Consider the following 23,287-nt stretch of genomic DNA (forward strand, 5'->3'; position numbering starts at 1 on the left):
TGCAGGCGAGGGGTGCTACGCCCCGCACTTCTAATCCGCGGGTTGTGAGTTCGATCCTCACGGGGCCCACCCCTTCTACCTGGGGAGTCGTACCTCGGGGTGATCGCCTTTGGGCGAGTGTGTGCGTGGTCTGGGCGTGGCGGAGCCGGCTCGGGCTCGTGGAATCAGAGCGGCAACGGCCTCGGCCGCGTTCGACGCCACCTCGTGGAAGACAGAGGTGTAGGTGTCGGCGGTCAGCGCTACTGAACTGCGGCCGAGTGTCTCCTGGACCACCTTCATCGGCACTCCCGCCGCGAGCATCAGCGAGGCGGCACCGTGGTGGAGATCGTGTAGGCGCACGGGCGGCAGGCCGACGTCCTCGGCGAGCTGATGGAAGCGTGCTGTGACGGAGGCGGGGTGCAGCGCTTCGCCGTTCTCCCTGGTGAAGACGCGGCCGGACTCTTGGTAAGCCTCGCCCCAGATCTTCCGCTCGCGGTCTTGCCGCTCCTTGTGCGCCCGCAGTGCGGCCACGGTGCCGGCGTCGAGGGCGATGAACCTGTTGCCGGCTTCCGACTTCGGCTTGCTCTCGATGACCTGCCACCCGTTCTGCACCAGCTGACGCCGGATGGCCATGAGACCCGCCGTCAGGTCCACGTCCTCCCAGGCAACGCCGCACGCCTCGCCGCGGCGGAGGCCGCGGTGGGCGACGACGTGCCCGAGGGCGTAGAGGCGGTCGTGGTGAGCGTGGTCGAGGAACGCTCCGAGCTGAGCGGGCGTCCAGACCATCACTGCCGAGGGCGGTTGACACGCCTCCTCGAGCCGTTCTCGGTCAGGGTCTTCCGGGCCGCTAGCGGCGAGGGCGGCGCACGCGGCTGACCACCGGGCTACGCGCTCGTCGGTCCAGGTCAGGGCTTTCGGTCGTTTTCCGCTCGGGAGCCGAACCAACGCAGCGGGATTGGAGGGGATCAGGCCCTCGCGCATCGCATCGTTCAGCGCGCTCCTAAAGTGGCGCGGATACGCTGGCGGGTTGAATCGCTCACCGGGATATCGGCGAACGCCTCTGCTACATGTGCGACTCGGAGATCATCGAGTTTGAGATGTCCGAGCCGCGGGGTGAGATGGTTGCGGATGTGGCCGCTGTAGTTGCGGTGAGAGGTGTCTGCCAAGTCGGTCCTGGCTGTGATCCATTCGGCGAGGTAGGTGCCCAGCTGGAGGCCGATCCGGCTTGCTCCGTTGCGGTAGCCCGTCCTGGCACTGTCGAGAGCGGCTTCCGCGTCCTGTCGGGTGTCCCATTTCCAGTGACGTAGCTGGCGCGGCTTTCCGCCTGGCCCGGGCACCGTCAGGGTGAAGCCCCACCATCCATGCCGCGGATTCCAACTACCGTCTGCGCGCCTGAGCCTCGGGCACCGAGCACCGAGCTGACGTCGCCGGCCGTCGACGAGTTCCGTGCAGGTACACCGTTTCGAGATCGCGCCCCTGTTCACCTGCGATCCTCGAACATCTCGTACTGCTCCGCGCGTTCCTGGAGGATGTCGTAACGGTCCACACGGTCAGGGAGGTAGGAGGTCAGCGCCTCGGGGATGGTGCCGGCCTGTTCTGCCCTGCTCCGCAGGAACCACTCGTCATTCCGGACGGTTTCGCGGCTGAGGTGGACATCATCTTCAGCGTTGGCGAGATCACGGATGTGCTGGGTGACTGTTTCGGTCTCTCTGCGCTTGATCTCGCGCTTCTTGATGGCCTGCCAATACTTGACGGCGCGATCAAATCTGTCGAGGTGCTTGAGGAAGAGCTTGAACGAGTAGATGAGGCCGAACGACGAGCGGTTTTCGTGTTCGGACTCTGGTAGCTGCTTATCGCCGGAAACCCACTCGATGGCATGCCACGGGTGAACAGGACGATCGGGCAGGATCTCGATGAGGTCTGTCTGGCCGAAGCGACTGATGAGAAGGACAGGCGGAACCTCGCTCGCCCCACCCCGCCCTGCTGACTCCTGGGCGGTCCAGTCGGGCCGGCCACCGGAGAACACCCCCGCCTGCCAGTCCGTCTACAGCCCGCCACCCGCTGCCACCGGCCCGCGGTCCGGCTCCCGCCGAGGCTGTGTCAACGGATCCTGAAGGTTGACCCTCCTGGGGTCTGCGAATTTTGACCCCTCGGGTGGTTGGTCAGTCCTGGTTGGCGCGGTTCTGTTTGGCGAGGAGCTCGCGTCGTTGGCGGGTGCGGTAGGAGTCGCCGGTGAGGGTGAGGACCTCGGCGTGGTGGACGAGGCGGTCGATCATGGCTGCGGCGACGACGTCGTCGGAGAAGGTCTCGCCCCAGCGCCCGAAGGGCAGGTTGGACGTGACCATGACCGAGCCGACCTCGTAGCGGGAGGCGATGAGCTGGAAGAACAGGTTCGCCGCGTCCTGGTCGAAGGGGATGTAGCCGACCTCGTCGATAATGATCAGCTTGTAGCGGCGGATTTTCTTCAGCTCGGCCTCCAGGCGTCCGGCCTGGTGAGCGTCGGCGAGGCGGGTGATCCAGTTGTTCGCGGTGTCGAAGAGCACCGAGTAGCCGGCGTGGGCGGCTTTGACGCCCAGCCCGATCGCCAAATGTGTCTTCCCCAGGCCGGGCGGGCCGAGCAGGATTACGTTCTCGGCCTTCGCGACGAACGTGCCGGTCGCCAGGTGCGCCAACACGTCTCGGCGCAGCGAGGGCAGGTGGTCGAGGTTGAAGTCCTCGATCGTCTTCACCGCCGGGAAGTGGGCGGTGCGGATGCGCATGGTGGTGCCGGCGGACTCGCGTTCGGCGACCTGGCGCTGCAGGACCGCGGCCAGATACTCCCCGTGCGACCAGTTCTCGTCCCGTGCCTGGTCGGCGAGCTCTTCCCAGCAGCGCCCGATCGTCGGGGTCTTCAACACCCGGGTCAGGTAGGCCAGCATCGAGGGCAGCCCCTCTGCAGGCAGCGCCGCGGCTGAGCGGTCGGGGACAGTTGCACTGGTCATGGGTTGCTCGCTTCCGCCGCGGGCGCGGCAGTTGGGGTGGTCGGGTTGAAATCGACGCCGAACAGGGCGTCGTAGTCGGGCAGGGCGCGGATCGCGACCGGGTGTCCGTCGCTGTGGCGGCGGGCTCCGCGCTGCTGGGTCTGCTGTTGGGCGCGGCGTTGCTCGGCCAGCGCCAGGCGCATCTGGTGCGCGGTCGCGACGTGGCCCGGGTCGGTGAGCACGGCGTGTTTGGCCCAGCTGCGCTCGTGCTCGGCGACCGGTGCTCCGTCGCAGAACACCAGCACTCGCGTCGGGGAGGCGGTGACGTCGACGAACCGCCCGATCACCCGCGGGTCGACGGAGTAGTCGCAGGTGTCGACGCGGACGTAGTAGTCGCGGGCGAGCCGGATCCGGTGCGTCAGCCCGACCGTCGGGGCGACCGGTGGCAGCGGGGTCATCGCCTGGCGGTCGGTCTCGAGCAGATCCACCGGGCGTGCCTGCAACGCTCGGACCGTGCGGGAGTTCGCGCGCGGCAGCCAAGCCCCGAGCTGGTCGTTGAAGTCCTGCGGGCCGGCGAACGCGCGGCCGGGCAGGAACGAGGTCTCGAAGAAGCCGTTGTTGCGCTCGACCATGCCCTTGAACTCCGGATCCCGCGGCGGGGCCAGCCGGATCCGCGTGGCCAGAGTCCCGGCGAACGCCGCGGCCGGGACGCTGACCCGTCCGGTCCCGCCGATCGCGGACTCCCGGTCCCAGACCAGCGTCTTGGGCACCCGCCCGAGCTGGGAGATCAGCAGCCACATCCCGGACAGGATGTCCCCGGCCTGGCGCGAGGGGATCATCGTCGCGGACAGGAACCGGGAGAACGCCAGCGTCACCACCAGCACCGGCAGGATCCGGGCCTGCCCGGCGGTGACCGGGACCGGGGTCTCGGGGAACCACAGGTCGCACTGCGCGACCTGCCCGGGCTCGTAGACGACCCGGTCAGCCGGGTCGATCCCCACGTACTCGGGCCGGATCCGGGCCAGCAGCTTCTTGAGCGGTCCCTCCGAGTAGGGCCAGCCGATCCGCTGCGCGATCACCGGCCCGGGCATCCGCGGCCACTCCACCAGCAGTGCCCGCACCTGCGGCTCGTAGGCGTCGGCGACCGAACCCCGCGGCCCCCGCTCGTAGCGCGGCGGCCCGTCCGAGCGCAACGCCGCCCGCACCGTGTTCCGCGCGACCCCGAGCCGCCGGGCGATCTCCTTGATCGGCACACCCTCAGCCCGATGCAGCCGACGGATCTCCGCCCAGTCCTCCACGTTCAACACCTCCCCAGCGTCGGGAGGGGTCAAATTTCCCGGACCGCCAGGGGGTCAGATTTCAGGATCCGGCGACAGGCTGGGCCCTCGGGCACCGCAACACCCGGCCAACACAATCGCTCGCACCGCCCGGCCCAGCGCAGCCGGAGCTCAGCAGCCCGCGGTCAGCGCGACGGGACCTGAAAGCACCGCGGCGCCCTCACGGATCGCGACCGCGGAGGCGAGGGCGAAGAACTCTTCTCTCGCGGCGCTGGCTCCGGTGTCGCAGATGCGGGGGTGGGCGAACAGCCGGGCGGCGAGCTCGTCGGCGACCCAGCGCAACAGCAGCCCGTGCCGGACGGACAGGTACTGCGCGACGGCCGGATCCGGTAGAAGTCGGCCGTGCTGTCGAGCCAGGCGTAGGCCAAAACGTGCCACAGCCACGGGCCGACCTCGGAAGCCGGGCCGTCCCGCGTGACGGTCTCGACGTCAACGAGGGTGTCCCCGACCAGCAGCAGATCGCCGTCAGCCCAGCTCGGCACGAACACCGGACCGGCCCGCCCTAATGGGTTCCCGGCCGGTAGGCGGCCAGGGCGTGTCCTGCAAGGGATCGCAGCCGGCCTATGATCATGTCCCGATGTCCACAAGGCGTAGGCCCGGCAGCCCGCGCTCCGCCCAGCCCGGCGATGGTGGCGCTTGGGCGTGCTGGTCGTGCTAGCGGTGTCGCCGCTCAGAACTCCTTGCGCGGCTCGCCCGCGTCAAGCCAGCCGTGGTAGCGGGCTCCCTGCAGCCACAGGGAGACATACCGGCGGGCCCGGCCATCGGCCTCGAAGAGCCGGCCCATGTGCAACTCGTACTCGGGATTGCGCTCGTGGTCCGCGACAACCTCATCGGTCGTCGCCGCGCGGGCCGGCGCCCACTGGCCGTCCTCAGCCGTGCTGCCCCCCGTGTGCGTCTTCATGCGCGACAACTAACACCAGCAACGCGCCGAAACCGTTCGGGTCCGACCTCGTGCTCAACGACGCCGCGGCCGACCTGCTCCAGCCCGCCGACCGCGTCGCATTTGCAGGCGCCGCGGCACGGCCGGCCGGGCGTGGCGCGCACCGAGGGCGAGCTGGCCGCGGTCTCGTGGCTGCCGGCCGACGCCCAGCCCGGACCCATCCCGGATCGAGCACGTCCGGGTGTTGGGGCCGATGTGCTGGGCGGCGGCCTGTAGCAGCAGCGTGCGCTGTGCTCGTGTCTCGATCTCCGCGCGACGAGCGCTTGCGCTCATCCACACGGCGCCACCTGAGCCAGGACGGGGCGAAGGCAAAGGTGTCAGGCCCTCGACCACGACAGGGCCTGCCCACAGCGGCGAGGCTTCGGACGACGCTCAGTCGGCATGTAGCACAAGGTCTTGACGACGGGGAACGTGCGTCTACGCTTACCGTTTGTGTCGGCTTACGGAGATGCGGGGCTGGGGCTCCTCGGCGACCCCAGCCGGCGCGCCATCTTCGAGCTGCTCGCGCGCCGGCCCAGTTCGGTGCAGGAGCTGGCCGACGAGCTGCCGATCAGCAGGCCGGCGGTGTCCCAGCACCTGCGGGTGCTGCGCGAGGGCGGGCTGGTGGTCAGCCGCGCCGAGGGGACGCGGCGCATCCACCGGCTCAACCCCGAGGGCGTCGGCGCGTTGCGGACGTGGCTGGACGGGGTCTGGAGCGCCGCGCTGACCGACTTCCAGAAGACCGCCGAGGCCACCACGCCGGGCCCGGAGTCCCGGCCCGAGGACGTCGAGGAGCATCCATGAGCGGCACGGCCCCGATCCCGCCCATCACGGGCACGGTCGGTCTCGCGGTCCCGGTCGAGCGGGCGTTCGAGGTGTTCACCGGCTCGGTGAACGCCTGGTGGCCGCACCAGTACCACATCGGGCAGGCCGAGCTGGCGGAAGTCGTCCTCGAGCCGGGTGTGGGCGGGCGCTGGTTCGAGCGCGGCGTCGACGGCAGCGAGTGCGACTGGGGACGGGTGCTGGTCTGGGAGCCGCCGCACCGGCTGGTGCTCACCTGGCAGATCAACGGCTCCTGGCGGTTCGACCCCGACCCGGAGAAGGCGAGCGAGATCGAGGCCCGGTTCACCGCGGCCGGGCCGGGGGACTGCGTCGTCGAGGTCGAGCACCGCCACTTCGAACGGCTCGACGGCGGGCAGGCGATCAACGACGCGATCAACGGCGGCGGCGGCTGGGCGCTGCTGCTCGACGGGTACGCCAAGACCGTCGCCGAGCAGGACTGACGCCGCGATGGACACCGTGGACACGATGGCGATGGCCCGCGAGGAGCGCGGCGAACTGGTCGACCTGCTGGTCGCGCTCACCCCGGAGCAGTGGGAGGCCCCGACGCTGTGCAGCGAGTGGTGCGTCCGCGAGGTGGTGGCGCACATGTTCAGCTACGACGAGCTCAGCCGCCCCCAGCTGGTCGGGCGGTTCCTGCGCGGCGGACCGGGACGGGCGAACGAGATCGGGGTCGCCGCCTACGCCGACCGCGGCCCGGACGAGCTGATCGCCCTGGCGAAGCACAACCTGCAGCCCAGGGGGCTGACCGCCGGCTTCGGCGGCCGGATCGCCCTGACCGACGGCATGATCCACCAGCAGGACGTCCGGCGCCCCCTCGGCCTGCCCCGCTCCATCCCGGCCGAGCGGCTCGAGGTCGTCCTCGATTACGCCAGGACCGCACCGCCGATCCGGGCGAGGAAGCGCATCCGCGGGCTGACCCTGACCGCGACCGACCTCGACTGGACCACCGGCGAGGGGCCGGAGGTCACCGGGCCCGGGGAGGCCCTGCTCATGGCGCTCGCCGGCCGCCGCGGCATCACTCCCGAGCTGTCCGGGCCCGGGCTACCCGAGCCCGCCGGCCGCATCGACGACTGACGCGCAGCGGCAGCGGGCTCATGTCCTTGGCAGGGCCGCGCCCTTGGCCGGCCCGGCGGGAGCACGGAGGATCCGGCGATGAACTCCTCGAGCGACAACGGCGCGGCGAGCGGCAGCGGCACTGGAGGTCGATCTACGCGAGAAGGACCCGTCAGAGATCAGTTGGTTGGTACGAACCCACCGTCGTTGCCCGTGGCGATGGTGGACGCCGTGGGCGCCATGCCGACCGAGGCGGTGATCGACGTCGGGGCGGAGCCTTCCGGCTTACCGCGGCGTTGCTCGAGCGCGGCGTCACGGACCTCACCGCGCCGACATCGTAGACGACGGCCTTGCCGGTTGGGGATCACCGCGCTCCCGGCCTGCTCGGTGGATTCGAGCTGATCAGGGGTTTCGAGGGCGCGAGCCCGTCTACCCGCGGTGGGGCGGCCCTGCCCAGCACGTTGGCCGCATGTCCGACAGCTACTGCAGCGGCCGCTGCCTGACGCGGTACCAGTCGCCCACTCGTACGAGGACGCCGATGCCACCGATGAGGAGCACGATCAGTCCCACGACGTACAGGTCGGGGAGCAGCAGGCCGAGCGCGCCGAGTGCCAGCCCGAGGAGCACGACGAGCAGTGCGGAGACCATGTCGGCTTCACCTCCGTCCCCATCGTGCCCGCGGAGCCCGGGTCGCGGGGCGGTGATGTGGTGAGTACACCGGCGCTGATCCTGGCCGAGGGCGATGTGCCCGCGCGGGTGCAGATGGGGGCGTCGTTGGGCTTCCATATCGTCTTCGCCTGTTTCGGCATCGCGTTCCCCGCCGTCGTGCTGATCGCGCACTGGCTGGGCATCCGTCGTCACGACGGCGTCGCGCTGGTGCTCGCCCGGCGGTGGTCGAAGGTCGCGGCGGTGATCTTTGCCGTGGGGGCGGTGTCGGGGACGGTCCTGTCGTACGAGCTCGGGCTGCTCTGGCCGGGCCTGATGGGCCGCTACGGGGCGGCGTTCGGCATCCCGTTCGCCATCGAGGGCATCTGGTTCTTCGTCGAGGCGATCTTCACGGCGATCTACCTGTACGGCTGGGGGCGGCTGTCACCGTGGGTGCACTGGTGGTCGGGCATGCCCATGGTGATCGCGGGGCTGCTCGGCGCGTTGGCGGTCGTCGCGGCGAACTCGTGGATGAACCAGCCCAGCGGCTTCACCCTGCAGAACGGGCGGGTCGCGACGGTGAACCCGTGGGCGGTGATCTTCAACCCGGCGACGCCGTACGAGACCCCGCACATGATCCTGGCGGCCTACATGGTGGTCGGGTTCGTCGTCGCCGGTGTCTACGCGACCGGCCTGCTGCGCGGGCGGCGCGACCGCTACCACCGGCTGGGGTTCCTCATCCCGTTCTGGGTCGGCGCCGTGTGCGCGCCGCTGCAGGTGTACGTGGGCGACGTGTTGGCCCGTGCGGTGGCGTACCAGCAGCCGATCAAGTTCGCGGCGATGGAGCTGGTGGACACCACGGGGCGGGGCGTCACCGAGTGGCTCGGCGGCATCTACTGGAACGGGCAGGTGTACTTCGGCGTCGGCATCCCGTACCTCGACTCGATCCTGGTCGGCTTCTCGCCGGACACCGAGGTGACCGGGTGGGACAGCGTGCCCCCGGAGCTGCGGCCCCCGCTGCCGAACCTGATCCACCTGTCGTTCGACGGCATGGTCGCCATCGGGACCCTCCTCGTGGTCCTCGGCGCCTGGCAGGCGTGGGTGTGGAAGTTCCGCCGCGACGTCCTGCAGACCCGATGGTTCCTCGTCCCGGCCGCACTCGCCGGGGCGGCGTCGATCGTCGCCATGGAGCTCGGCTGGATCACCACCGAGGTGGGCCGTCAACCCTGGGTGGTCTACGGGCTGCAGCTCACCCGGGAAGCGGTGACCCCGGCAGCCGGCGTGCCGGTCACGCTAGCCGTCACGGTGGTGATCTACGGAGTGCTGACGGTGACCAGCACCGCGGTGCCCTGGCTGATGGGCCGCCGCTGGCGGGCCCAGGACGAGGCGGGGGCCGGCGCGGACACCGTGTGGGCGCCCTACGAGCGGGCCCGGCGGGCCGAGGACACGTGATCGTGAACCCCGACGTGGCCCCCTCCGTCAGCACCGTCGCCGTCGCCGTGGTGCTGATGGTGACGATCGCCGGTTACGCCCTCTTCGCCGGTGCCGACCTGGGCGCCGGCACCTGGGACCTGCTGGCGGGCGGCGACGAGCGTGGGGCCCGCCCGCGCGAGGAGATCGACGCGTCCGTCACACCGGTCTGGGAGGGCAACCACGTCTGGATCATCTTCGGGCTCGTCGTCTTCTGGACCGGCTTCCCGGGTGCGTTCGGCGCGGTGATGGTCGCGCTGTTCGTGCCGCTCGCCCTGTCCCTGCTCGGCATCGTGTTGCGCGGGGTCGGCTTCGCATTCCGGCACGAGGCCAAGCGCCCGGCGACGACGCGACTGTACGGGGCCCTGTTCGCCGCCTCCTCCTTCCTCACGCCGTTCTTCCTCGGCACCACGGTCGGCGCGGTGGCCACCGGGGCGGTACCGGCCGACCCGGCCGGCAACCTGGGCGGCGCGTGGACCAGCCCCACGGCGGTCGTCACCGGTCTGCTCTTCGTGGCCACGTGCGCCTACGTCGGCGGCGTCTACCTCGTGGCCGACTGCGAGCGGCGCGGCCACGGCGACATGGCACGCTACTTCCGCCGTCGCTCCCTCGTCGCGGGCGTGGTCACCGGTGTCCTGGCGGGGGTCGATCTGGGCCTGCTGGCCGGCAGCGCCCCGTACCTGTGGGCCCGCCTGACCGGGCCGGCGCTCCCCGCGGTCGTCGTGTCCGTCCTCGGCGGGATCGCCGCGCTGGCCCTCCTGTCGGCCAGGCGGCCGAACCTGCTGCGCGGCGCCGCGGCGCTGGCTGTGGTCGGCGTGGTCGCCGGGTGGGGCGTCGCCCAGTACCCGTGGGTCCTGCCCGGGGCTCTCACGCTCACGCAGAGCGCCGCCCCCGAGCCGGCGCAGCTGGCGCTCTTCGTCGCCCTGGGCCTGGCCGTGCTGCTCGTGTTCCCCGCGTTCGTGTGGCTGTACTGGCTGCAGCAGCACGGGATGCTGCAGGAGTCGCAGCCCCCACCGGTACCCGCCGGGGCCCGAGCCGGCACCAGCGGCGCGACCGAGGAAAAGGGGCCGGCAGCAGCGGGGGTTCGGCACCCCGTCGATCGCCATCCCGTCCTGGAGGCAGCCGTGTTCGCAGTCGTCGTCGGCGGCGCGCTCCGTGAAGTCTTCCGGCAGCTCGCCCCGCGGCGGCGCCGGCGGAACTGATTGGGCACGGGCCATCGATAGGGAGGGCATCGGGGTGACCGAGGTGCAGAAGGCTCAAGGGCGCGGGCCACCCGACGGACGGCGATACGCGAGCTTGCTCGCAAAGAGAACCTGCCCGAATCGCAGCCTCAAGCCCAATCCGGAGCGGATACCCACCGAGGCGTCCGGAGGAGGGCCTGCCTCAACCAAATGAGCCGACGGAGTTCGATGAGCTGACCGTCGCCGGGCAAGGTGAGCATGCTGGGGACGCATTAGGTGACGTCGGTGACGGGGGCTTCTGGAGCGGGGGGAGGGCGGCGCTGACGGCCTCGGCCGTGGCGGCGAGCCCGTTGGCCCACCGGACCTCGACAGGAACTGGGCGAGGGTCCCATCCGGGGCCTGCTGCGATCCAGGTGAGTCCGTTGCGACCGGGGGCGAGGAGCGCGGGGTTCGCGGCGCCGGCGCGCAGGGCGAACAGCACGATGACCTGCTGTTCCTGTGTGTAGGGGGTGTTGGCCAGGCGGCGCAGTACCGTGACGGGGGTACGGGCACCGAGCATCAGCGTGGGGATGCCGTCGTCGGCCAGGGTGGCCGAGAGCGCCAGCAAAGGCAGGCTGTGCTGCTCGGTAGGCGTGCAGGCGAGCACTACCCGGCCTAGATGAGCTTGTGAGCGGCGAGTGGGGCGGGCGGTGTCGCTGAGCGGCCCCGGTGTCCGGGGGGCCGCCCGGGTGAGCAGCGCGGCCGAGGTGAGGTGGGAGAGCAGGTGTTCGGCGGCGATGCGTTGGGCCCGGTCGGCGTCGCACGAGTCGACGGCCCGAAATGCCGGCCGCAGCAGGGCCTCCCAGGTGCGGTAGCTGCCGTTGCGGTCGAGGTGAGCGGCGAGCAGGGAAGCGAGTAAGGCCCCGTCGAGACTCAAGGCGGCCTCGGTGAACAGAGCGACATCGGGTGGCGGTGGCGTGTGTGGCTGCTCTGCCGCGCCCATCAGACCAGCTGTCACCGTAGGGCCGGGGTGGGCGTCGGGTGAAAGACCGACATCGCGGTGTGCAGGTTCGCCGCTGGAAGGGCGCGACGATTCCGAGGGGAGTTCCAGCGCGAATGATGCTTGATTTGACGCGAGGACGACGCGAGCAGCCTCCGCGGTGCTGAGGCCGGCGGCAATGAGGTCGCGGGCGTGGCGCAGCCGCGCGAGGTCGGCTCCGGTGTAGCGGCGGTGCCCGCCAGCGGAGCGACTGCTGGCGCCCAGCCCATAACGGCGTTGCCAGCTGCGCAGGGTCTCGGGGTCGATGCCGAGTTGGCGGGCGGCCGAGGAGATAGGCAATCCCAGCTCCAAGATCTATCACCTCCTCGATCGGAGAACGACGTCGTTGAGCAGTAGGTACGACGACAGCCCCTCCGCCGCCAGCCCTTCCGCCGCCAGTCCCTCGCCGCTCCTCAAGGCTTCGCATCGTCTGAACGCGGCCGCACGTGCCGGTTCCTGCTGTCGGCCATTCGGGAGTATCGCGGCGCCGACGCCTACAGGTCGGTAGCTCCAAAGCGCGCCCCAGGCCCGCCCGACCGGGATCAGGCGACCGCAATCACGTTACGCGCGGGCTCGGCTCACGTCTGTCACGCAGACCGGCGACCCACTGGTGGCAACCCGCGCCACTCTCGCTACTCCGGCGTTCACTAAATCTTGGGCAAAATCTGGGCGCGGATGATTACTGCTAGTGGCGGTGGCTACCCCTTGGTTCGTCGGCCGACTCCTGACACACGGAACCGCTCGTCCACCGGGGCGCGCAGTACGGCGAGAGGAAGACGAACGATGGCTGTGAATCTGCAGGATCCGAAGAGCATCTTCGGGATGACCGTGACCGGCCGCGGCGGGGAGAGGCTCGGCAAGGTCGACGGGGTCTACCTGGACAACGACACCAAGCGCCCGGAGTGGGCGGCGGTCAAGAGCGGGCTGTTCGGTTCGCACATCTCCCTGGTCCCGCTGGCCACCGCCGACCTCGCCGGCGACGAGCTGCGGGTGCCGTTCGACAAGGACGCCCTGCAGTCCGCGCCACACCACGACCCGGACAAAGAGCTAAGCACCCAGGAGGAAAAGCAGCTCTTCGAGCACTACGGCGTCCCCTATGGCGGCGAGTCCGTCACGGCCCGGACCGGACAGACCGGCCACACCGGCCACGGCGAGCAGGCCGGCTACGCCGGGCAGCAGGCGGCCGGCGGCCGGCACGGGCTCGCCGACGAGCGCGCCACCCGCGGCGACGCCGACGGCCGTGTCGAGCGGGCAGCAGGCCACGACGTGTCGGGCCCGAACACCGACGATGCGATGACCCGCTCGGAGGAGCGGATGCGCGTCGGTACGGAGACCACCGAGGCCGGGCGAGCCCGGCTGCGCAAGTACGTGGTGACCGAGCACGTCACCCAGACCGTGCCGGTCTCCCACGAGGAGGTCCGGATCGAGCGCGAGCCGATCACCGAGTCGAACATCGACGCGGCCACCGACGGCCCGGCGATCTCCGAGGAGGAGCACGAGGTCACGTTGCACGCCGAGCGACCGGTCACCGAGACCGAGGCCTTACCGGTGGAGCGGGTGCGCCTGGGCAAGGAGACCGTGACCGAGGAACAGCAGGTCAGCGGTCAGGTTCGTAAGGAGGAGATCGAAACGACGGGGGTCGAGACCACCGGCCGCACCGAGCGGCGCACCGAAGAGCGCTGACCTCCCCGGTCCGTCCCGCGCGGTGGCACCGCCCGGTTCCCGGGGGTGCCACCGCCGTCGGTCTGCCGGGACCGGGGCCCGCCGAGGACGGCGGTCCGTGAGTGACCCGACAGGGCGAACGCCCCGGAAGAAGGGCGGCTGTTGCTCCATCAGTAGTACGGGGTAACCCGCCACCAGGCCTGACCTCTGCGGGAGGAACGGCCGCACAGGTCTCCACATCCGAGAGGTCACACCGATGTTCGATGCGTTGCAGAGCCTGCAGAGCGGGTTCACCGCCTTCGTCAACTACCTGCCACAACTGCTCGGCGCCATCGTCGTGCTGGTGGTCGGCTACCTGATCGCGAAGATCCTGAACAAGCTGATCACCAAGGGCCTGCGCAAGGCCAGGCTCGACGACCGGCTGACCGCCAACTCCGGCGGCCGCTACGTGGAGAAGGTCAGCCCCGGCGGCAGCCCCGCCCGGCTCGTCGGCGGCGTCGTCTTCTGGGTGATCATGCTGTTCGTGATCTCCGCGGCGATCGCCACCCTGAACATCCCGGCACTGACCGCGTTCTTCGGGCTGGTCCTGTCGTACCTGCCTCGGGTGATCGCGGCGCTGCTCATCTTCATCGTGGCCGCCGCCGTTGCCGGCGCGGTGGGCGGGCTCGCGCACCGCACCATGGGCGACACCCCGACCGGCAAGATCGTCCGAAGCGGCGCGCCGACGCTGGTCATGGCCATCGCCGTGTTCATGATTCTGACCCAGCTGGGCATCGCCCCGGTCATCGTCACCGCCACCTACATCGCCCTGATCGGCGGGCTGGCCCTGGCCGCCGCGCTGGCCTTCGGCCTCGGCGGGCGCGACGCCGCAAAGAACCTGATCGACTCCGGCTACCGCAAGGCCCAGGAGCAGTCCGACACCGTCAAGTCCGACCTGCAGACCGCCCGCGAGCGTGGCCAGGCCGACGCAGCCCGCGCCCAGGCCCACGCCGAGCACCAAGCCGACCCGCAGACCGGCAACCGCCCCGGCGCCCACCAGTACCAGCGCTAATCCCCCTCGGGCGCAGCCGACCGAAAGATTGCGTTGGTAACCCGGAACGCCGAGGGATCGCGCTAAGGCACGGCTAGGGGAGGTGGCGGGCTCGCGAACCGCGAGCGCGCCCCCTCCTCCTGCCGGTAGCACCAGCTGCGCCATTGCCAAGAGTCGCCCTCATCGGAGGTCAGGCTCGGCCACATGTGCTTCGAGCAGACGGGACAGGAGTTGTCATGACGTCGACGCCACTGCTGCTCGGCGCGCCATCTCGAGTGCCGCACGGCGGACTGCGCCACCGCATCCGCTCGCGGCCCGGGCTCGCGCTGGCATACCGGGTCGCCGTATTCGTGGCTGGGCTGTTATGCATCGCCAGTGGGCTGGCACTTTCGGTGCTCCCCGGGCCGCTGACAATCCCGCCGGTGCTGCTCGGGCTATGGGTGTGGTCGACCGAGTTCGCGTGGGCGCAGCGTCTGTTCCGCCGCTTTCAGGTCAAGGCTCGCCAGGCCTGGCAGCACGCCAGGACTCACCCGGTCAGCTCGTCCGCGATCACCCTGGGCGGGCTCGTCGTCGTCGCCGTCGGAGTGTGGGCACTGCGCCACTTCGAGATCGTCGCGCGCGTCAGAGACGCTCTGGGCCTCTGACTACTGCTAGGTGGTCACAGCCCGGGTCCGCGGCACCCCGGGCCGCGGCCCGCCCGAACCCGTACCGCCCCCGATGGGGAGAACGGCCAGGGCTTCGCCTCGGTTGAGGTCGGACTGGCGGGGGAGCGTCGGCCATGTTCGCGGTCGTCAGATTCCGATGCGCGACCGCCCAATATCGGTAAGCGGCCGAGCATGCCCGCCCAGCGTCTCGGGGTCTCGGTGTCGCGGTCGCCGAATAAGCCGCCGTGTACGTGGGCGCAAGACCCGGGCGCGATCCGCCGGCGGGCCGGGCCGCGAGCGGATGCTGTGATCGTGGGCGCGGTCGGCGCGGGGATTGCTGTGCACGCCGGATTGATCGGCAGGCCGCCGACCGGCCCGCCGATGGAGGCCGGTGCTCTACGCGGGCTTGTCGCCCTTCGCGAGGAAGCGGTGGTAGAGCAGCGCGGCCAGGGCGCCGCCGACGATCGGGCCGAGCAGATAGGCCCACAGCGCGGAGAACTCGCCGGCGACGATGGCGGGCCCCAGGGTCCGGGCCGGGTTGACCGAGCCGCCGGTGACCGGGCCCGCGATGAAGACCGCGACGGCGAGCGCCGCGCCCACCGCGACGGGCGCGAGGCTCGGGTGCACGCGGTCGTCCGTGGCGACGGAGACCACCACGAACACCAGCAGGAAGGTCACGAGGAGCTCGACGACGAAGGTCGTCCCGCCGCCGACGCCGGGGGCCGGTGCCGTGGCGGCCAGGGAGGCCTCGTTTCGGCCGGGATTCCCGAAGGTCAGCCAGGTTGCGAGGGCACCGAGGATCGCGCCGACCAGCTGCGCGATCACGTACGCGGGCACGAGCCGCCACGGAAAGGCGCCCGTCGCCGCGAGTCCGATCGTCACGGCCGGGTTGACGTGCCCGCCGGACACGTGGCCGATCGACGCCACGACCACGAGCAGGGCCAGCCCGAAGGCCAGCGGGATCGCCAACGAGTTGTACACGGGTCCCGCGACCGGCCGGTTGAGGGTGGCGGCCACGGCGACGGCGGTGCCGCCGTAGATCAGGACGAAGGTGCCGATCAGCTCGGCCACGACCGCAGCGGCCGTGTTCGTCCCGATCCGCGAGCCGTACAGGCCCGATGGGACGCGGGGTGTGGTGCGGGTGTCGGTCTCGGTCACGGAAACCTCCGAGGGCTGACGCAGGGCGACGGGTGTCGCCCCAACGGTGGCCACGGGATAACACCGATACGCCCGGTCACACCTGGCTGCACCGCATCCACGACAGGGGCCTCGTCAAGGCGCAGATTCGCTGCCACGGACGACGCCTGCTGGTGAGGCGGCCCGTGTCGGCGGTGGCCGCGCTGCGATCAGCGGGCCGCGAGCGGAACCGGCGGGCTGTGTAGGGCACGGCGGTTCCGTCGAGGGGCAGTAGTTACTGCAGAGGAAGGTGTCGTGTGCGTGCGAGGGCGCACACGGCGGCGAGGCGCAGGCTCGTCCAGTCCGCGCTGCCCCAGGAGCCGACGTTCGGCTCCAGCGGTCGCCATCCGAGGTCGCGGGAGTGGGTGAGTACGCCGTGTGCGTAGCTGGCCAGTAGCGCCAGACCGGCGACGACGGCGGTGCTCTCCAGCCCGATCGTCGTGGCGTCGCGTACTGCCGCCGCGTGCTGGTCGATCATCGCAGCCAGTCCGGGTACGGCGGCTGCGGCAATCAGTCCGGCCCGGCCCACGTCGTGGTGCAACCCGTCCAGCCAGCGGCGCGCGGTCCGTTGGGTGAACACCGCCGTCTCCACACTCACGCCGGCTGACGCTACCGGCGCCCGCACGCCCGACCAGATCGCCTCTATCACACCCGGGTCCACTGCGCATGCTGGAACGAGAACTCGGTCAGGGGACTCCGACCTGGTCGTGCTGGTGGTGGCGGCGGCGGAGGGTGCGGGGCAGCTGCTTGCCGTACTCGAGGCCGTCGGTGATGTCGCGGACGACCTCGCTCTCGCGGATGTCCGGGCCACGTGTCCTGCGGCGGCCTGCAGCAGCAGCGTGCGGGCGCTGTGCTCGTCGAGCTCGCCGCCGCCGATCAGCCGCCCCAGTGTGCGGGCGGCCTTGAGCCGGGCGTCGTGCCGCGCGGTGGCGAGAAGGGCCTCTAGAGCAAGCAAGCCGGCTCGCGCACCGAACCTGCGCCGACGACGAAGCAGTACGTGATCGACTCGATCATGGACTACGTCGCCGCCCGCGAGGCCCCGGCGTGTGGCCCGGCAAGCGGCGCGACGCGGCCGTGGCGAGTCAGCCCGCTGGCCAGGCCGCAGTCCGGCGGCGCAGCTCGGAGGCAATCATGGCGCGCGACGAGCAGTTCCTGATCGACCAGGAAGTTCGCCGTAGCGAGCGGCAACTTGCACATCTGACCGCGCGAAAGTCGACCCGGGCAATCAGCCGGATCAACCGTCAGAGCGGCCAAACCGCACATGCCGGCGAAGCCGACTTTGCCGTCGATGCGTCAAGCACCGAGCCCGCACCTGGCCGGTCGATCAGCCGGGTCCGTCGGCGACCGGTCGGCTGAGCAGGGTCACCTCGGTGCCGGCCGCATCGGACCACAAATCCCCGGGAAGGACTTGCACCTCGTCCATCGCCGCTCTCATTAGCTTGAAGCCTGAACCCTTCGGGTCCAGCTCCCCGAGCGGGTTCCAGCAGCCGCTGTCACGCACGACCACCCGCATCCGCCGGGTCCCAGCAGTCGACCGCACCACCTTCGCCTCCACCGACACCTGCTTCCCCGACCGCCGCGCGGCGTCTGCACCCGCGTCCTCCACAGGGGGATAGGCGTGCAGGACGGCGTTTGCGACCGCCTCGTCGACCGCCGCCGTGATCGCGCTCGCCTCGGCGGCCGGCCAAGCCAGAGTCTCCAGCCATGCTGTGAGCTCCGCACGCGCCACTCCCGGCGCCCACATCTCGGCCTTCAGTGCCATGGAGCACGCCAACTCCGGCGCGCCCTCGTCGTCTAATGATCGACCCATGCCCGATTACCCTCGCTCCCTTCGTCGTCCTCCTCGGGGCAGCGCAGTGGCGCGACCCCTCGCGAGCTCGGGCCACTCCAGCCGGCCGCTATTTCCTTCATCGAGCGGCCTAAACGTTCGCCGCCAGCACGCCGAGCCACCAGACCTGCCTCGTGCACATCAGCGACTCGGGGGGCTCGTGATCAGCCCAACCAGCCGCAGCTGCCGATGACAGGGCCACCGGGAAGGCCTGGAACGCTACGGGCGGCATGAGACGCCGCGCGGATAGGCCCGCTGGCACTGCCGGGCCGGTTCGGCAGGAACGGGCAGATCGGCGTAGCGCGACATCGTGCCGGGTATTCGCCGCCCACTTGGTCAGGATTGCCAGCAGAGGAGCGACACCATGAGCGTCACGGGAATCATCTCAGCGATCGTCGTCGGTTTGATCATCGGCGCGCTCGGCCGGCTCGTGGTGCCGGGCCGTCAACCCATCCCGATCTGGCTCACGCTGATCATCGGTATCGTCGCAGCGTTCATCGGCGGCTTCATCGCCTCCGCGCTGGGCTACGGCAACGCCAACGGCGGCATCCCCTGGATCCTGATCATCATTCAGGTCGTGGTCGCAGCGATCCTGGTGGCCGTTACCGCCGGTTTCTACAGCCGCCGCGGCGCCCGACGTTGACCACGGGCGCTGCCCCGACACGGCTACCTGAGCACGGGCAGTTGCGCGAGCATGGGTCCCCGGCCTGCGGGACACGGGCCGCCGCGGTCACCGGTGTGCTAGCCCACGTCGACAGCGGACGGCGAGGACCCCGTCTGGGGGTTCGACCTGATGCTGGGTGTGGCTCTTCGGTTGCGGGGAGCGCGTCCGAACTGGTCGAAGTCCTGCTCACCCTGCTTAGATGCTGCTCGGCAGCACGGTCTGTTTGGCCGTGCTGGACCACTCGACCAGAAGCAGCGTGGCGTCGTCTTGCAGCTTGCCGCCTTGGTGTTCGAGGACCGCCCGCGACAGTCGGCGCAGGGTCTCTGGTGCCGGTAGTCGGTCCGCCGCGGTGCGCTCGGTGAGCTCGACCAGGCGTTGCTCGCCGAAGAACTCACCAGCCGCGTCGCGGGCCTCGGTGATCCCGTCGGTGTAGAGCAGCAAGCGGTCACCGGGTTGGAGCTGTTCCTCGGCCACGAGGCCGCCCGGGCCGCTGTCGCCGGAGGCGTGGATCCCGAGGGGAGGACGCGGCGGCGCGGCCAGCTCTTTGACCACGTGGCCCTCCCGTACGAGCAGTGGCGGTGGATGTCCCGCCAGGAGATAGCGCAGACGCCCGGTGGTGGTGTCGAGGCGGGCGAGGGCCGCGGTGACGAACAGCTGGGCGCCGGGGGTGGTCGTGAGCAGCTCGTCGGCGCGGGCGGCCAGGGCGAGCAGGTCGGTCTCTTCGGAGCGGCGGGCGTTTCGGATCGCGGTGATCGCCACCGCGGTGGTGAGGCCGGCCGGGAGGTCGTGGCCGACCCCGTCGAACACGGCCAGGTCGACCCAGCGTCCGTCGCTGTTGTAGTCGTAGGCGTCGCCGGCGACCTGGTCGTGCGGTTCGAGCAAGGCCGCAACGACGACGTTGTCGGTGGCGAAGGTGCGCGGTGGCAGCAGCTGCCACAGCAGCTCCGAGGCGGGCGAGAGCGGGCCGTTGCTGCGGATGCGGCGCAACCGGTCGCTGTAGACGAGCTTGGTCATCACGACGTGGCCGGTCATCCCGGCCAACGACCACAGCCAGCGTCGCAGCTCCGGCCCGTCGGTCGCCACCAGGGGCGCGCCGCCGCCGCGCGCAACATGCTGGGTCTGCTCATCGGGGTCGCCGTGTGTGGCCGGGTCGGTGCACGCGGGATCGGGCAGGTCGGCGCGCATGACACCGACGCGCTCGGTGCCGTCGAGGATCGGCACCCACAGCACGCGCTGCTCGGGGTCGCCGCCCGCGATGATCTGGCCGGTCTGGTAGCACCGGCCCGCGAGGGTGCCGTCCACGGACAGAGCGGACGCGGCCTGGGCCGTCAGCGGGGTGAGGACTTGTTGGGCGAGGTCGGCGACCAGAACGACGGTGCGCAGGCCGAGTGGGCGCACGGCGTCGTCGACGATGGCCGACAGCTCGTCGCCGGTGGCCAGATGGGTGCGGTCGACGACATGTGCAAACGCGCGGGCCCACGCCGCTGCCAGGGCCTCCGCCTCGGCCTCTGTCAGGGCTTTCGTCAGGGCCTCGGCCTCGGCCTCTGCGCTGCTCACCGAAGGGACCGTACCCGGCCCCGGGCTAATCGAGCGCCGCTGCGGCGGTGGGGATGCGCCGGCCAAGCTTGTCGTGGAGCCGCCGGAATACCTCGCGGGCAAGATCAGCGTGTCCGCCCGGTCTCGACGAGGGGGAAGCCGGCCGTAGTAGGCGAAAAGCTGGGCCCGATGTTCTGCACGCCCTCGAAGCCTCCCCCAGTTGTCGCGTGCCACGATCAAGCTCGTCGGTCTAGGCCAGCAGCCTTCAACCCGGGTTGACAAGTACGTCAGCGCGAAGCCGGGAGGTCCTGCGCTCCTATCCGACACCGCGGCAGGCCGCGAACCTCGTCGACGGCACCAGCCAGCACCCCTGGACGGAAGAACCTGGACAAGCGCTGCATGAGTCGGCGCGGCGGGTAACCCCGGGCTATCAAAGCCGCAGCAGTCGGGATGGTGAACAGCGTGACCAACGACGGGGGAAGCACAACCGGGCCACGACCGGAGCGGGCGGACGGGGACAACATGCCCTCGGCCGCCCGCCCGGCACAGTGCGAGTCAGACCGGTGCCGACCTCGGCCGCACCCGGGCTCGCTGGTGATCGCGGTCGAGGACGCCAGCTGCCTGACGCCCCTTCGGGCCTGGCTGCGCGAGCACCTTCCCAACAGCGACGACCACCAGATCGACGCCGAGCTGATGTGCACCGAGCTGGTCACCAACGCGCTCGAGCACGCTCGCGGCCCGCGCACGGTCCGAATGGACGTCTGAGTCGCCCTGGGTCCGATGGAGGCCCGTCCTATGGGATTTCGACTGTCTCACGGTCGTCCCGATGGGCAGCGTAGAACGTCTGCTCGAACTCAGCAGGTGGCTGGTCGCCGAGGTAGCCGTGCAGGCGTCGGGTGTTGTGCCAGTGCACCCAGCCCAAGGTGGCCAGTTCGACGTCCTCGACGGTCCTCCACGGCCCCTGGCGGGCGGGACCGCGGATCAGCTCGGCCTTGTAGTAGCCGTTCATCGTCTCGGCCAGGGCGTTGTCGAACGAATCGCCGACCGAGCCGATCGACGGGACGGCGCCGATTTCGGCGAGTCGCTCGCCGTAGCGCACCGAGGTGAATTGCGAGCCCGCGTCGGAGTGACACCGCAGCCCGTCGAGCCTGGTGCCGCGCGACCAGCGGGCCATCTCGACGGCGTCGAGCACCATGGAGGTACGCATGTGCGCCGCGACCCGCCAGCCGACGATCATCCGCGAGAAGGCGTCGACGATGAAGCACACGTAGGCCATCCCGGCCCAGGTCGGGACGTAGGTCAGATCGGTGACCCAGAGCTGATTCGGTGCCTGGGCCTGGAAGTGGCGCTGCACCAGGTCCGGGTATCGAGCCGCGACGGGATCCGCCCGTGTGGTGCGCACGCGTTTGGTCCGTCGGGCGCCCTCGATCCCGGCCGCCCCCGCATGAGTCGGGCGACCTGGTCACGCCCGACGTCCAGGCCGGCGCGGCGGGCGACCTTCCACAGCTTGCGGGCCCCTAGACGCGGTAGTTGTCCTCCCAGAACGCGACCAGCTGCGGAATCAGCTCGCCGTCTCGGCAGGCCCGCGCCGAGGGCGGGCGGGTCGTGGCGGCGTAGTAGGTGCTCGGGGCCACCTGCAGGACCCAGCAGATGGGCTCGACCCCGAGCGGCTTCCCCTCGACCACGTCGTCGCGGTGGGCGTCGATGAACGCCACTACCTGCGATGCTGGCGGTCGAGCTCCGCCCCGAAGAAACTGGCGGCCCGCTTGAGGATCTAATGGGCAGCGATCGGGTCCGGACGCCTGCTTTCAGGAGGAGGCCCTCGAGCCTGGAGAATGAGACCGGCGCCCGGCCCGATCACCTTCCGAGCGACCTGTTGATCTTCCTGCTCGTTGGTCGTGGCGTGAGCTGTCCGCCGCGGTCACCTCTTCCCCGATCGGGCGCGCCAGCGCTGATCAAGACCGAGGGCCGCGTCGGTCTGCTGGGGTCACGAACCGCCCGTGGGATGCCGGGCCGACGAGCCCTTCCATTAGAGCGCCGGCGTGCCCTGCCACAGCTCACAGTCCATCCTCCCCAAAACGAAGGCGAGCAGCGATGACAGTGTTCTGCGGGATCGACTGGGCCGACGACCACCACGACATCGCGCTGGTCGACGACAGCGGCCGCGTCCTGCACCAACAGCGCATCGGCGACGACGTCGACGGCTGGAACCAGCTCCTCGAGGCGCTCGCCGCCCATGGTGACAGCGCCGACGCGCCGATCCCTGTCGCGATCGAGACCACCCGGGGCCTGCTGGTGTCGTGCCTGCGCGCCACCGGGCGCGCGGTCTACGCGATCAATCCGCTGGCCGTGGCCCGCTACCGCGACCGACACAGCGTGGCGCGGCGCAAGTCCGACGCAGGCGACGCGCTGGTGCTGGCGAACATCCTGCGCACCGACCTGCATGCCCACCGGCCACTGCCCGACGACAGTGACCAGGTCCGCGCGATCGCCGTCCTCGCCCGTGCCCAACAAGACGCCGTCTGGGACCGCGTGATCGCCCATAATCGGCTGCGCAGCCTGCTGCACGAGTACTTCCCGGCCATGTTGGCCGCGTTCGCCGGTAAGCGCGGCGGCCTGATGCGCCCCGAAGCCCGCAAGCTCCTCGCCGCCGCACCCACCCCGACGGCGGCGGCCCGACTGACGATCACCCAGCTCGTCGCGGTGCTCCGACGGGCCGGACGGGTTCGGCAGCTGGCCGCCGGGGCCGCTCGCCTACAGGCCGTGCTGCGCGCCGACTATCTGCACCAACCCGCAGTGGTCGAGCAGGCCATGGGCGTCCACGCCCTCGCCCTGCTCGCCCTACTCGACGCCGCCTGCGACAACGCCGACCAACTCGCCGAGGCCGCCGCACAAGCCTTCCGCGCCCACCCCGACGCCGCGATCATCACCAGCTTCCCCGGCCAGGGCGAACTGACCGGCGCACGGATCCTCGGCGAGATCGGCGACGACCGGGCGAGGTTCGTCGACGCCCGCGCGCTCAAGGCCTACGCCGGCTCGGCCCCGATCACCCGCGCCAGTGGCCGGGTCCGCAGCGTGACCACCCGCCGAATCAAGAACCAGCGGCTCGCCGCGGCCGGCTACGTCTGGGCGTTCTCCTCCCTGACCGCCTCCGCAGGGGCGCGGGCACACTACGACCGCCGACGCGCCCGCGGCGACGCCCACGTCGCCGCGCAACGCAACTTGTTCAACCGGCTCCTCGGCTGCCTGCACCACTGCCTGATCACCGGCACCCCCTACGACGAGAGCACCGCGTTCCCCGCCCCGACCCAGCGGCTCGAACCCGCCGCCGCTTGACCTCAA

General features: G+C 70.7%; 25 protein-coding genes, 1 pseudogene and 1 other annotated feature. Of the genes and pseudogenes, 12 read left to right on the forward strand and 14 right to left on the reverse strand.

The window, feature by feature from the left end:
* Positions 1 to 75: 75 nt before the first annotated feature.
* The 7 genes from ACQP04_RS02505 to ACQP04_RS02535 all read right to left on the reverse strand — a co-directional run bounded on the left by ACQP04_RS02505 (position 76) and on the right by ACQP04_RS02535 (position 5,177).
* Positions 76 to 765, reverse strand: coding sequence for a site-specific integrase (locus ACQP04_RS02505; RefSeq protein ID WP_433505461.1), 690 nt, complete (start codon positions 763 to 765; stop codon positions 76 to 78).
* A 203-nt stretch (positions 766 to 968) separates the two neighbouring features.
* Entirely contained in the window at positions 969 to 1,463 is a 495-nt protein-coding gene (locus ACQP04_RS02510; protein WP_433505462.1) for a hypothetical protein, read from the reverse strand.
* A complete protein-coding gene (locus ACQP04_RS02515; RefSeq protein WP_433505463.1) occupies positions 1,460 to 2,005 on the reverse strand; it encodes a hypothetical protein in 546 nt (181 codons plus the stop codon). The genes ACQP04_RS02510 and ACQP04_RS02515 overlap by 4 nt, the downstream gene beginning before the upstream one ends.
* Positions 2,006 to 2,141: 136 nt before the next feature.
* Complete coding sequence (istB, locus tag ACQP04_RS02520; RefSeq protein ID WP_433503543.1) at positions 2,142 to 2,960, reverse strand: IS21-like element helper ATPase IstB; 819 nt, start codon at positions 2,958 to 2,960, stop codon at positions 2,142 to 2,144.
* Entirely contained in the window at positions 2,957 to 4,246 is a 1,290-nt protein-coding gene (istA, locus tag ACQP04_RS02525; RefSeq protein WP_433503544.1) for an IS21 family transposase, read from the reverse strand. Before istA ends, istB begins: the two co-directional genes overlap by 4 nt.
* 141 nt (positions 4,247 to 4,387) lie before the next feature.
* Positions 4,388 to 4,660, reverse strand: coding sequence for a hypothetical protein (locus ACQP04_RS02530; RefSeq protein WP_433505464.1), 273 nt, complete (start codon positions 4,658 to 4,660; stop codon positions 4,388 to 4,390).
* Between the two features lie 286 nt (positions 4,661 to 4,946).
* Positions 4,947 to 5,177 (reverse strand): hypothetical protein, encoded by a 231-nt coding sequence (locus tag ACQP04_RS02535; RefSeq protein ID WP_433505465.1) that lies wholly within the window; start codon positions 5,175 to 5,177, stop codon positions 4,947 to 4,949.
* A 471-nt stretch (positions 5,178 to 5,648) separates the two neighbouring features.
* Between ACQP04_RS02535 and ACQP04_RS02540 the strand changes: the two genes are divergently transcribed.
* The 3 genes from ACQP04_RS02540 to ACQP04_RS02550 are packed head-to-tail and all read left to right on the forward strand — an operon-like array spanning position 5,649 to position 7,112.
* On the forward strand, positions 5,649 to 5,999 hold the full coding sequence (locus ACQP04_RS02540; RefSeq protein ID WP_433505466.1) for an ArsR/SmtB family transcription factor: 351 nt from the start codon (positions 5,649 to 5,651) through the stop codon (positions 5,997 to 5,999).
* Positions 5,996 to 6,478: an SRPBCC family protein gene (locus ACQP04_RS02545; protein WP_433505467.1), complete on the forward strand. Its 483-nt coding sequence runs from the start codon at positions 5,996 to 5,998 to the stop codon at positions 6,476 to 6,478. The genes ACQP04_RS02540 and ACQP04_RS02545 overlap by 4 nt, the downstream gene beginning before the upstream one ends.
* A 7-nt stretch (positions 6,479 to 6,485) precedes the next feature.
* Positions 6,486 to 7,112, forward strand: a complete 627-nt coding sequence (locus ACQP04_RS02550) for a maleylpyruvate isomerase family mycothiol-dependent enzyme (protein WP_433505468.1) — start codon at positions 6,486 to 6,488, stop codon at positions 7,110 to 7,112.
* Positions 7,113 to 7,571: 459 nt separating this feature from the next.
* On the opposite strand, the gene ACQP04_RS02555 is transcribed toward ACQP04_RS02550, so the two are convergent.
* A complete protein-coding gene (locus tag ACQP04_RS02555) occupies positions 7,572 to 7,739 on the reverse strand; it encodes a hypothetical protein (RefSeq protein WP_433505469.1) in 168 nt (55 codons plus the stop codon).
* 60 nt (positions 7,740 to 7,799) lie between these two features.
* Here ACQP04_RS02555 and ACQP04_RS02560 point away from each other — a divergent pair, with 60 nt between their 5' ends.
* Together ACQP04_RS02560 and ACQP04_RS02565 are read left to right on the forward strand one after the other, a co-directional pair.
* Positions 7,800 to 9,188 carry a cytochrome ubiquinol oxidase subunit I gene (locus ACQP04_RS02560; protein WP_433505470.1) on the forward strand — a complete coding sequence of 463 codons (1,389 nt, stop codon included), beginning with the start codon at positions 7,800 to 7,802 and terminating at the stop codon, positions 9,186 to 9,188.
* A gap of 2 nt (positions 9,189 to 9,190) precedes the next feature.
* The gene (locus ACQP04_RS02565) at positions 9,191 to 10,408 is read left to right on the forward strand and encodes a cytochrome d ubiquinol oxidase subunit II (RefSeq protein ID WP_433505471.1); all 1,218 of its coding nucleotides are present in this window, start codon (positions 9,191 to 9,193) and stop codon (positions 10,406 to 10,408) included.
* A gap of 181 nt (positions 10,409 to 10,589) precedes the next feature.
* On the opposite strand, the gene ACQP04_RS02570 is transcribed toward ACQP04_RS02565, so the two are convergent.
* Positions 10,590 to 11,717, reverse strand: coding sequence for a MerR family transcriptional regulator (locus ACQP04_RS02570; protein ID WP_433505472.1), 1,128 nt, complete (start codon positions 11,715 to 11,717; stop codon positions 10,590 to 10,592).
* Positions 11,718 to 12,188: 471 nt separating this feature from the next.
* On the opposite strand from ACQP04_RS02570, the gene ACQP04_RS02575 reads away from it, so the two are divergent.
* The 3 genes from ACQP04_RS02575 to ACQP04_RS02585 all read left to right on the forward strand — a co-directional run bounded on the left by ACQP04_RS02575 (position 12,189) and on the right by ACQP04_RS02585 (position 14,741).
* Positions 12,189 to 13,088 carry a DUF2382 domain-containing protein gene (locus ACQP04_RS02575; RefSeq protein ID WP_433505473.1) on the forward strand — a complete coding sequence of 300 codons (900 nt, stop codon included), beginning with the start codon at positions 12,189 to 12,191 and terminating at the stop codon, positions 13,086 to 13,088.
* Positions 13,089 to 13,323: 235 nt separating this feature from the next.
* Positions 13,324 to 14,118, forward strand: coding sequence for a mechanosensitive ion channel family protein (locus ACQP04_RS02580; protein WP_433505474.1), 795 nt, complete (start codon positions 13,324 to 13,326; stop codon positions 14,116 to 14,118).
* A 215-nt stretch (positions 14,119 to 14,333) separates the two neighbouring features.
* Positions 14,334 to 14,741: a PGPGW domain-containing protein gene (locus tag ACQP04_RS02585; RefSeq protein ID WP_433505475.1), complete on the forward strand. Its 408-nt coding sequence runs from the start codon at positions 14,334 to 14,336 to the stop codon at positions 14,739 to 14,741.
* A gap of 396 nt (positions 14,742 to 15,137) precedes the next feature.
* On the opposite strand, the gene ACQP04_RS02590 is transcribed toward ACQP04_RS02585, so the two are convergent.
* Positions 15,138 to 15,899, reverse strand: a complete 762-nt coding sequence (locus ACQP04_RS02590) for an MIP/aquaporin family protein (protein ID WP_433505476.1) — start codon at positions 15,897 to 15,899, stop codon at positions 15,138 to 15,140.
* A 253-nt stretch (positions 15,900 to 16,152) separates the two neighbouring features.
* Positions 16,153 to 16,515, reverse strand: a complete 363-nt coding sequence (locus ACQP04_RS02595; protein ID WP_433505477.1) for a DUF6401 family natural product biosynthesis protein — start codon at positions 16,513 to 16,515, stop codon at positions 16,153 to 16,155.
* Between the two features lie 533 nt (positions 16,516 to 17,048).
* On the opposite strand from ACQP04_RS02595, the gene ACQP04_RS02600 reads away from it, so the two are divergent.
* On the forward strand, positions 17,049 to 17,273 hold the full coding sequence (locus tag ACQP04_RS02600) for a hypothetical protein (protein WP_433505478.1): 225 nt from the start codon (positions 17,049 to 17,051) through the stop codon (positions 17,271 to 17,273).
* Here the strand turns inward: ACQP04_RS02600 and ACQP04_RS02605 are convergent.
* Positions 17,242 to 17,679: an ATP-binding protein gene (locus ACQP04_RS02605; RefSeq protein WP_433505479.1), complete on the reverse strand. Its 438-nt coding sequence runs from the start codon at positions 17,677 to 17,679 to the stop codon at positions 17,242 to 17,244. The genes ACQP04_RS02600 and ACQP04_RS02605 overlap by 32 nt on opposite strands.
* Before the next feature lie 430 nt (positions 17,680 to 18,109).
* On the opposite strand from ACQP04_RS02605, the gene ACQP04_RS02610 reads away from it, so the two are divergent.
* On the forward strand, positions 18,110 to 18,388 hold the full coding sequence (locus ACQP04_RS02610) for a GlsB/YeaQ/YmgE family stress response membrane protein (RefSeq protein WP_433505480.1): 279 nt from the start codon (positions 18,110 to 18,112) through the stop codon (positions 18,386 to 18,388).
* A 216-nt stretch (positions 18,389 to 18,604) separates the two neighbouring features.
* Here ACQP04_RS02610 and ACQP04_RS02615 read toward each other — a convergent pair whose 3' ends face one another.
* A complete protein-coding gene (locus ACQP04_RS02615; RefSeq protein ID WP_433505481.1) occupies positions 18,605 to 20,179 on the reverse strand; it encodes a PP2C family protein-serine/threonine phosphatase in 1,575 nt (524 codons plus the stop codon).
* Positions 20,180 to 20,539: 360 nt separating this feature from the next.
* On the opposite strand from ACQP04_RS02615, the gene ACQP04_RS02620 reads away from it, so the two are divergent.
* A complete protein-coding gene (locus tag ACQP04_RS02620) occupies positions 20,540 to 20,710 on the forward strand; it encodes a hypothetical protein (RefSeq protein ID WP_433505482.1) in 171 nt (56 codons plus the stop codon).
* A 28-nt stretch (positions 20,711 to 20,738) separates the two neighbouring features.
* Here ACQP04_RS02620 and ACQP04_RS02625 read toward each other — a convergent pair.
* Positions 20,739 to 21,719: pseudogene (locus ACQP04_RS02625) on the reverse strand (IS3 family transposase); the annotation flags it as partial.
* Positions 21,571 to 21,705: a sequence feature (AL1L pseudoknot), on the reverse strand. It overlaps the preceding pseudogene by 135 nt.
* A gap of 320 nt (positions 21,720 to 22,039) precedes the next feature.
* Between ACQP04_RS02625 and ACQP04_RS02630 the strand changes: the two are divergent.
* On the forward strand, positions 22,040 to 23,281 hold the full coding sequence (locus ACQP04_RS02630; protein ID WP_433505483.1) for an IS110 family transposase: 1,242 nt from the start codon (positions 22,040 to 22,042) through the stop codon (positions 23,279 to 23,281).
* Positions 23,282 to 23,287: the final 6 nt, after the last annotated feature.

This window comes from Pseudonocardia halophobica (assembly GCF_050948485.1).
GTDB lineage: Bacteria > Actinomycetota > Actinomycetes > Mycobacteriales > Pseudonocardiaceae > Pseudonocardia > Pseudonocardia halophobica.

What these genes read in the sequence shown, in the direction of transcription:
- ACQP04_RS02505 (WP_433505461.1), bottom strand. Translation starts at nt 765, where the DNA reads ATGGTCTGGACGCCCGCTCAGCTCGGAGCGTTCCTCGACCACGCTCAC.
- istB (WP_433503543.1), bottom strand. Translation starts at nt 2,960, where the DNA reads ATGACCAGTGCAACTGTCCCCGACCGCTCAGCCGCGGCGCTGCCTGCA.
- ACQP04_RS02535 (WP_433505465.1), bottom strand. Translation starts at nt 5,177, where the DNA reads ATGAAGACGCACACGGGGGGCAGCACGGCTGAGGACGGCCAGTGGGCG.
- ACQP04_RS02545 (WP_433505467.1), top strand. Translation starts at nt 5,996, where the DNA reads ATGAGCGGCACGGCCCCGATCCCGCCCATCACGGGCACGGTCGGTCTC.
- ACQP04_RS02550 (WP_433505468.1), top strand. Translation starts at nt 6,486, where the DNA reads ATGGACACCGTGGACACGATGGCGATGGCCCGCGAGGAGCGCGGCGAA.
- ACQP04_RS02555 (WP_433505469.1), bottom strand. Translation starts at nt 7,739, where the DNA reads ATGGTCTCCGCACTGCTCGTCGTGCTCCTCGGGCTGGCACTCGGCGCG.
- ACQP04_RS02575 (WP_433505473.1), top strand. Translation starts at nt 12,189, where the DNA reads ATGGCTGTGAATCTGCAGGATCCGAAGAGCATCTTCGGGATGACCGTG.
- ACQP04_RS02580 (WP_433505474.1), top strand. Translation starts at nt 13,324, where the DNA reads ATGTTCGATGCGTTGCAGAGCCTGCAGAGCGGGTTCACCGCCTTCGTC.
- ACQP04_RS02585 (WP_433505475.1), top strand. Translation starts at nt 14,334, where the DNA reads ATGACGTCGACGCCACTGCTGCTCGGCGCGCCATCTCGAGTGCCGCAC.
- ACQP04_RS02600 (WP_433505478.1), top strand. Translation starts at nt 17,049, where the DNA reads ATGGCGCGCGACGAGCAGTTCCTGATCGACCAGGAAGTTCGCCGTAGC.
- ACQP04_RS02605 (WP_433505479.1), bottom strand. Translation starts at nt 17,679, where the DNA reads ATGGCACTGAAGGCCGAGATGTGGGCGCCGGGAGTGGCGCGTGCGGAG.
- ACQP04_RS02610 (WP_433505480.1), top strand. Translation starts at nt 18,110, where the DNA reads ATGAGCGTCACGGGAATCATCTCAGCGATCGTCGTCGGTTTGATCATC.
- ACQP04_RS02630 (WP_433505483.1), top strand. Translation starts at nt 22,040, where the DNA reads ATGACAGTGTTCTGCGGGATCGACTGGGCCGACGACCACCACGACATC.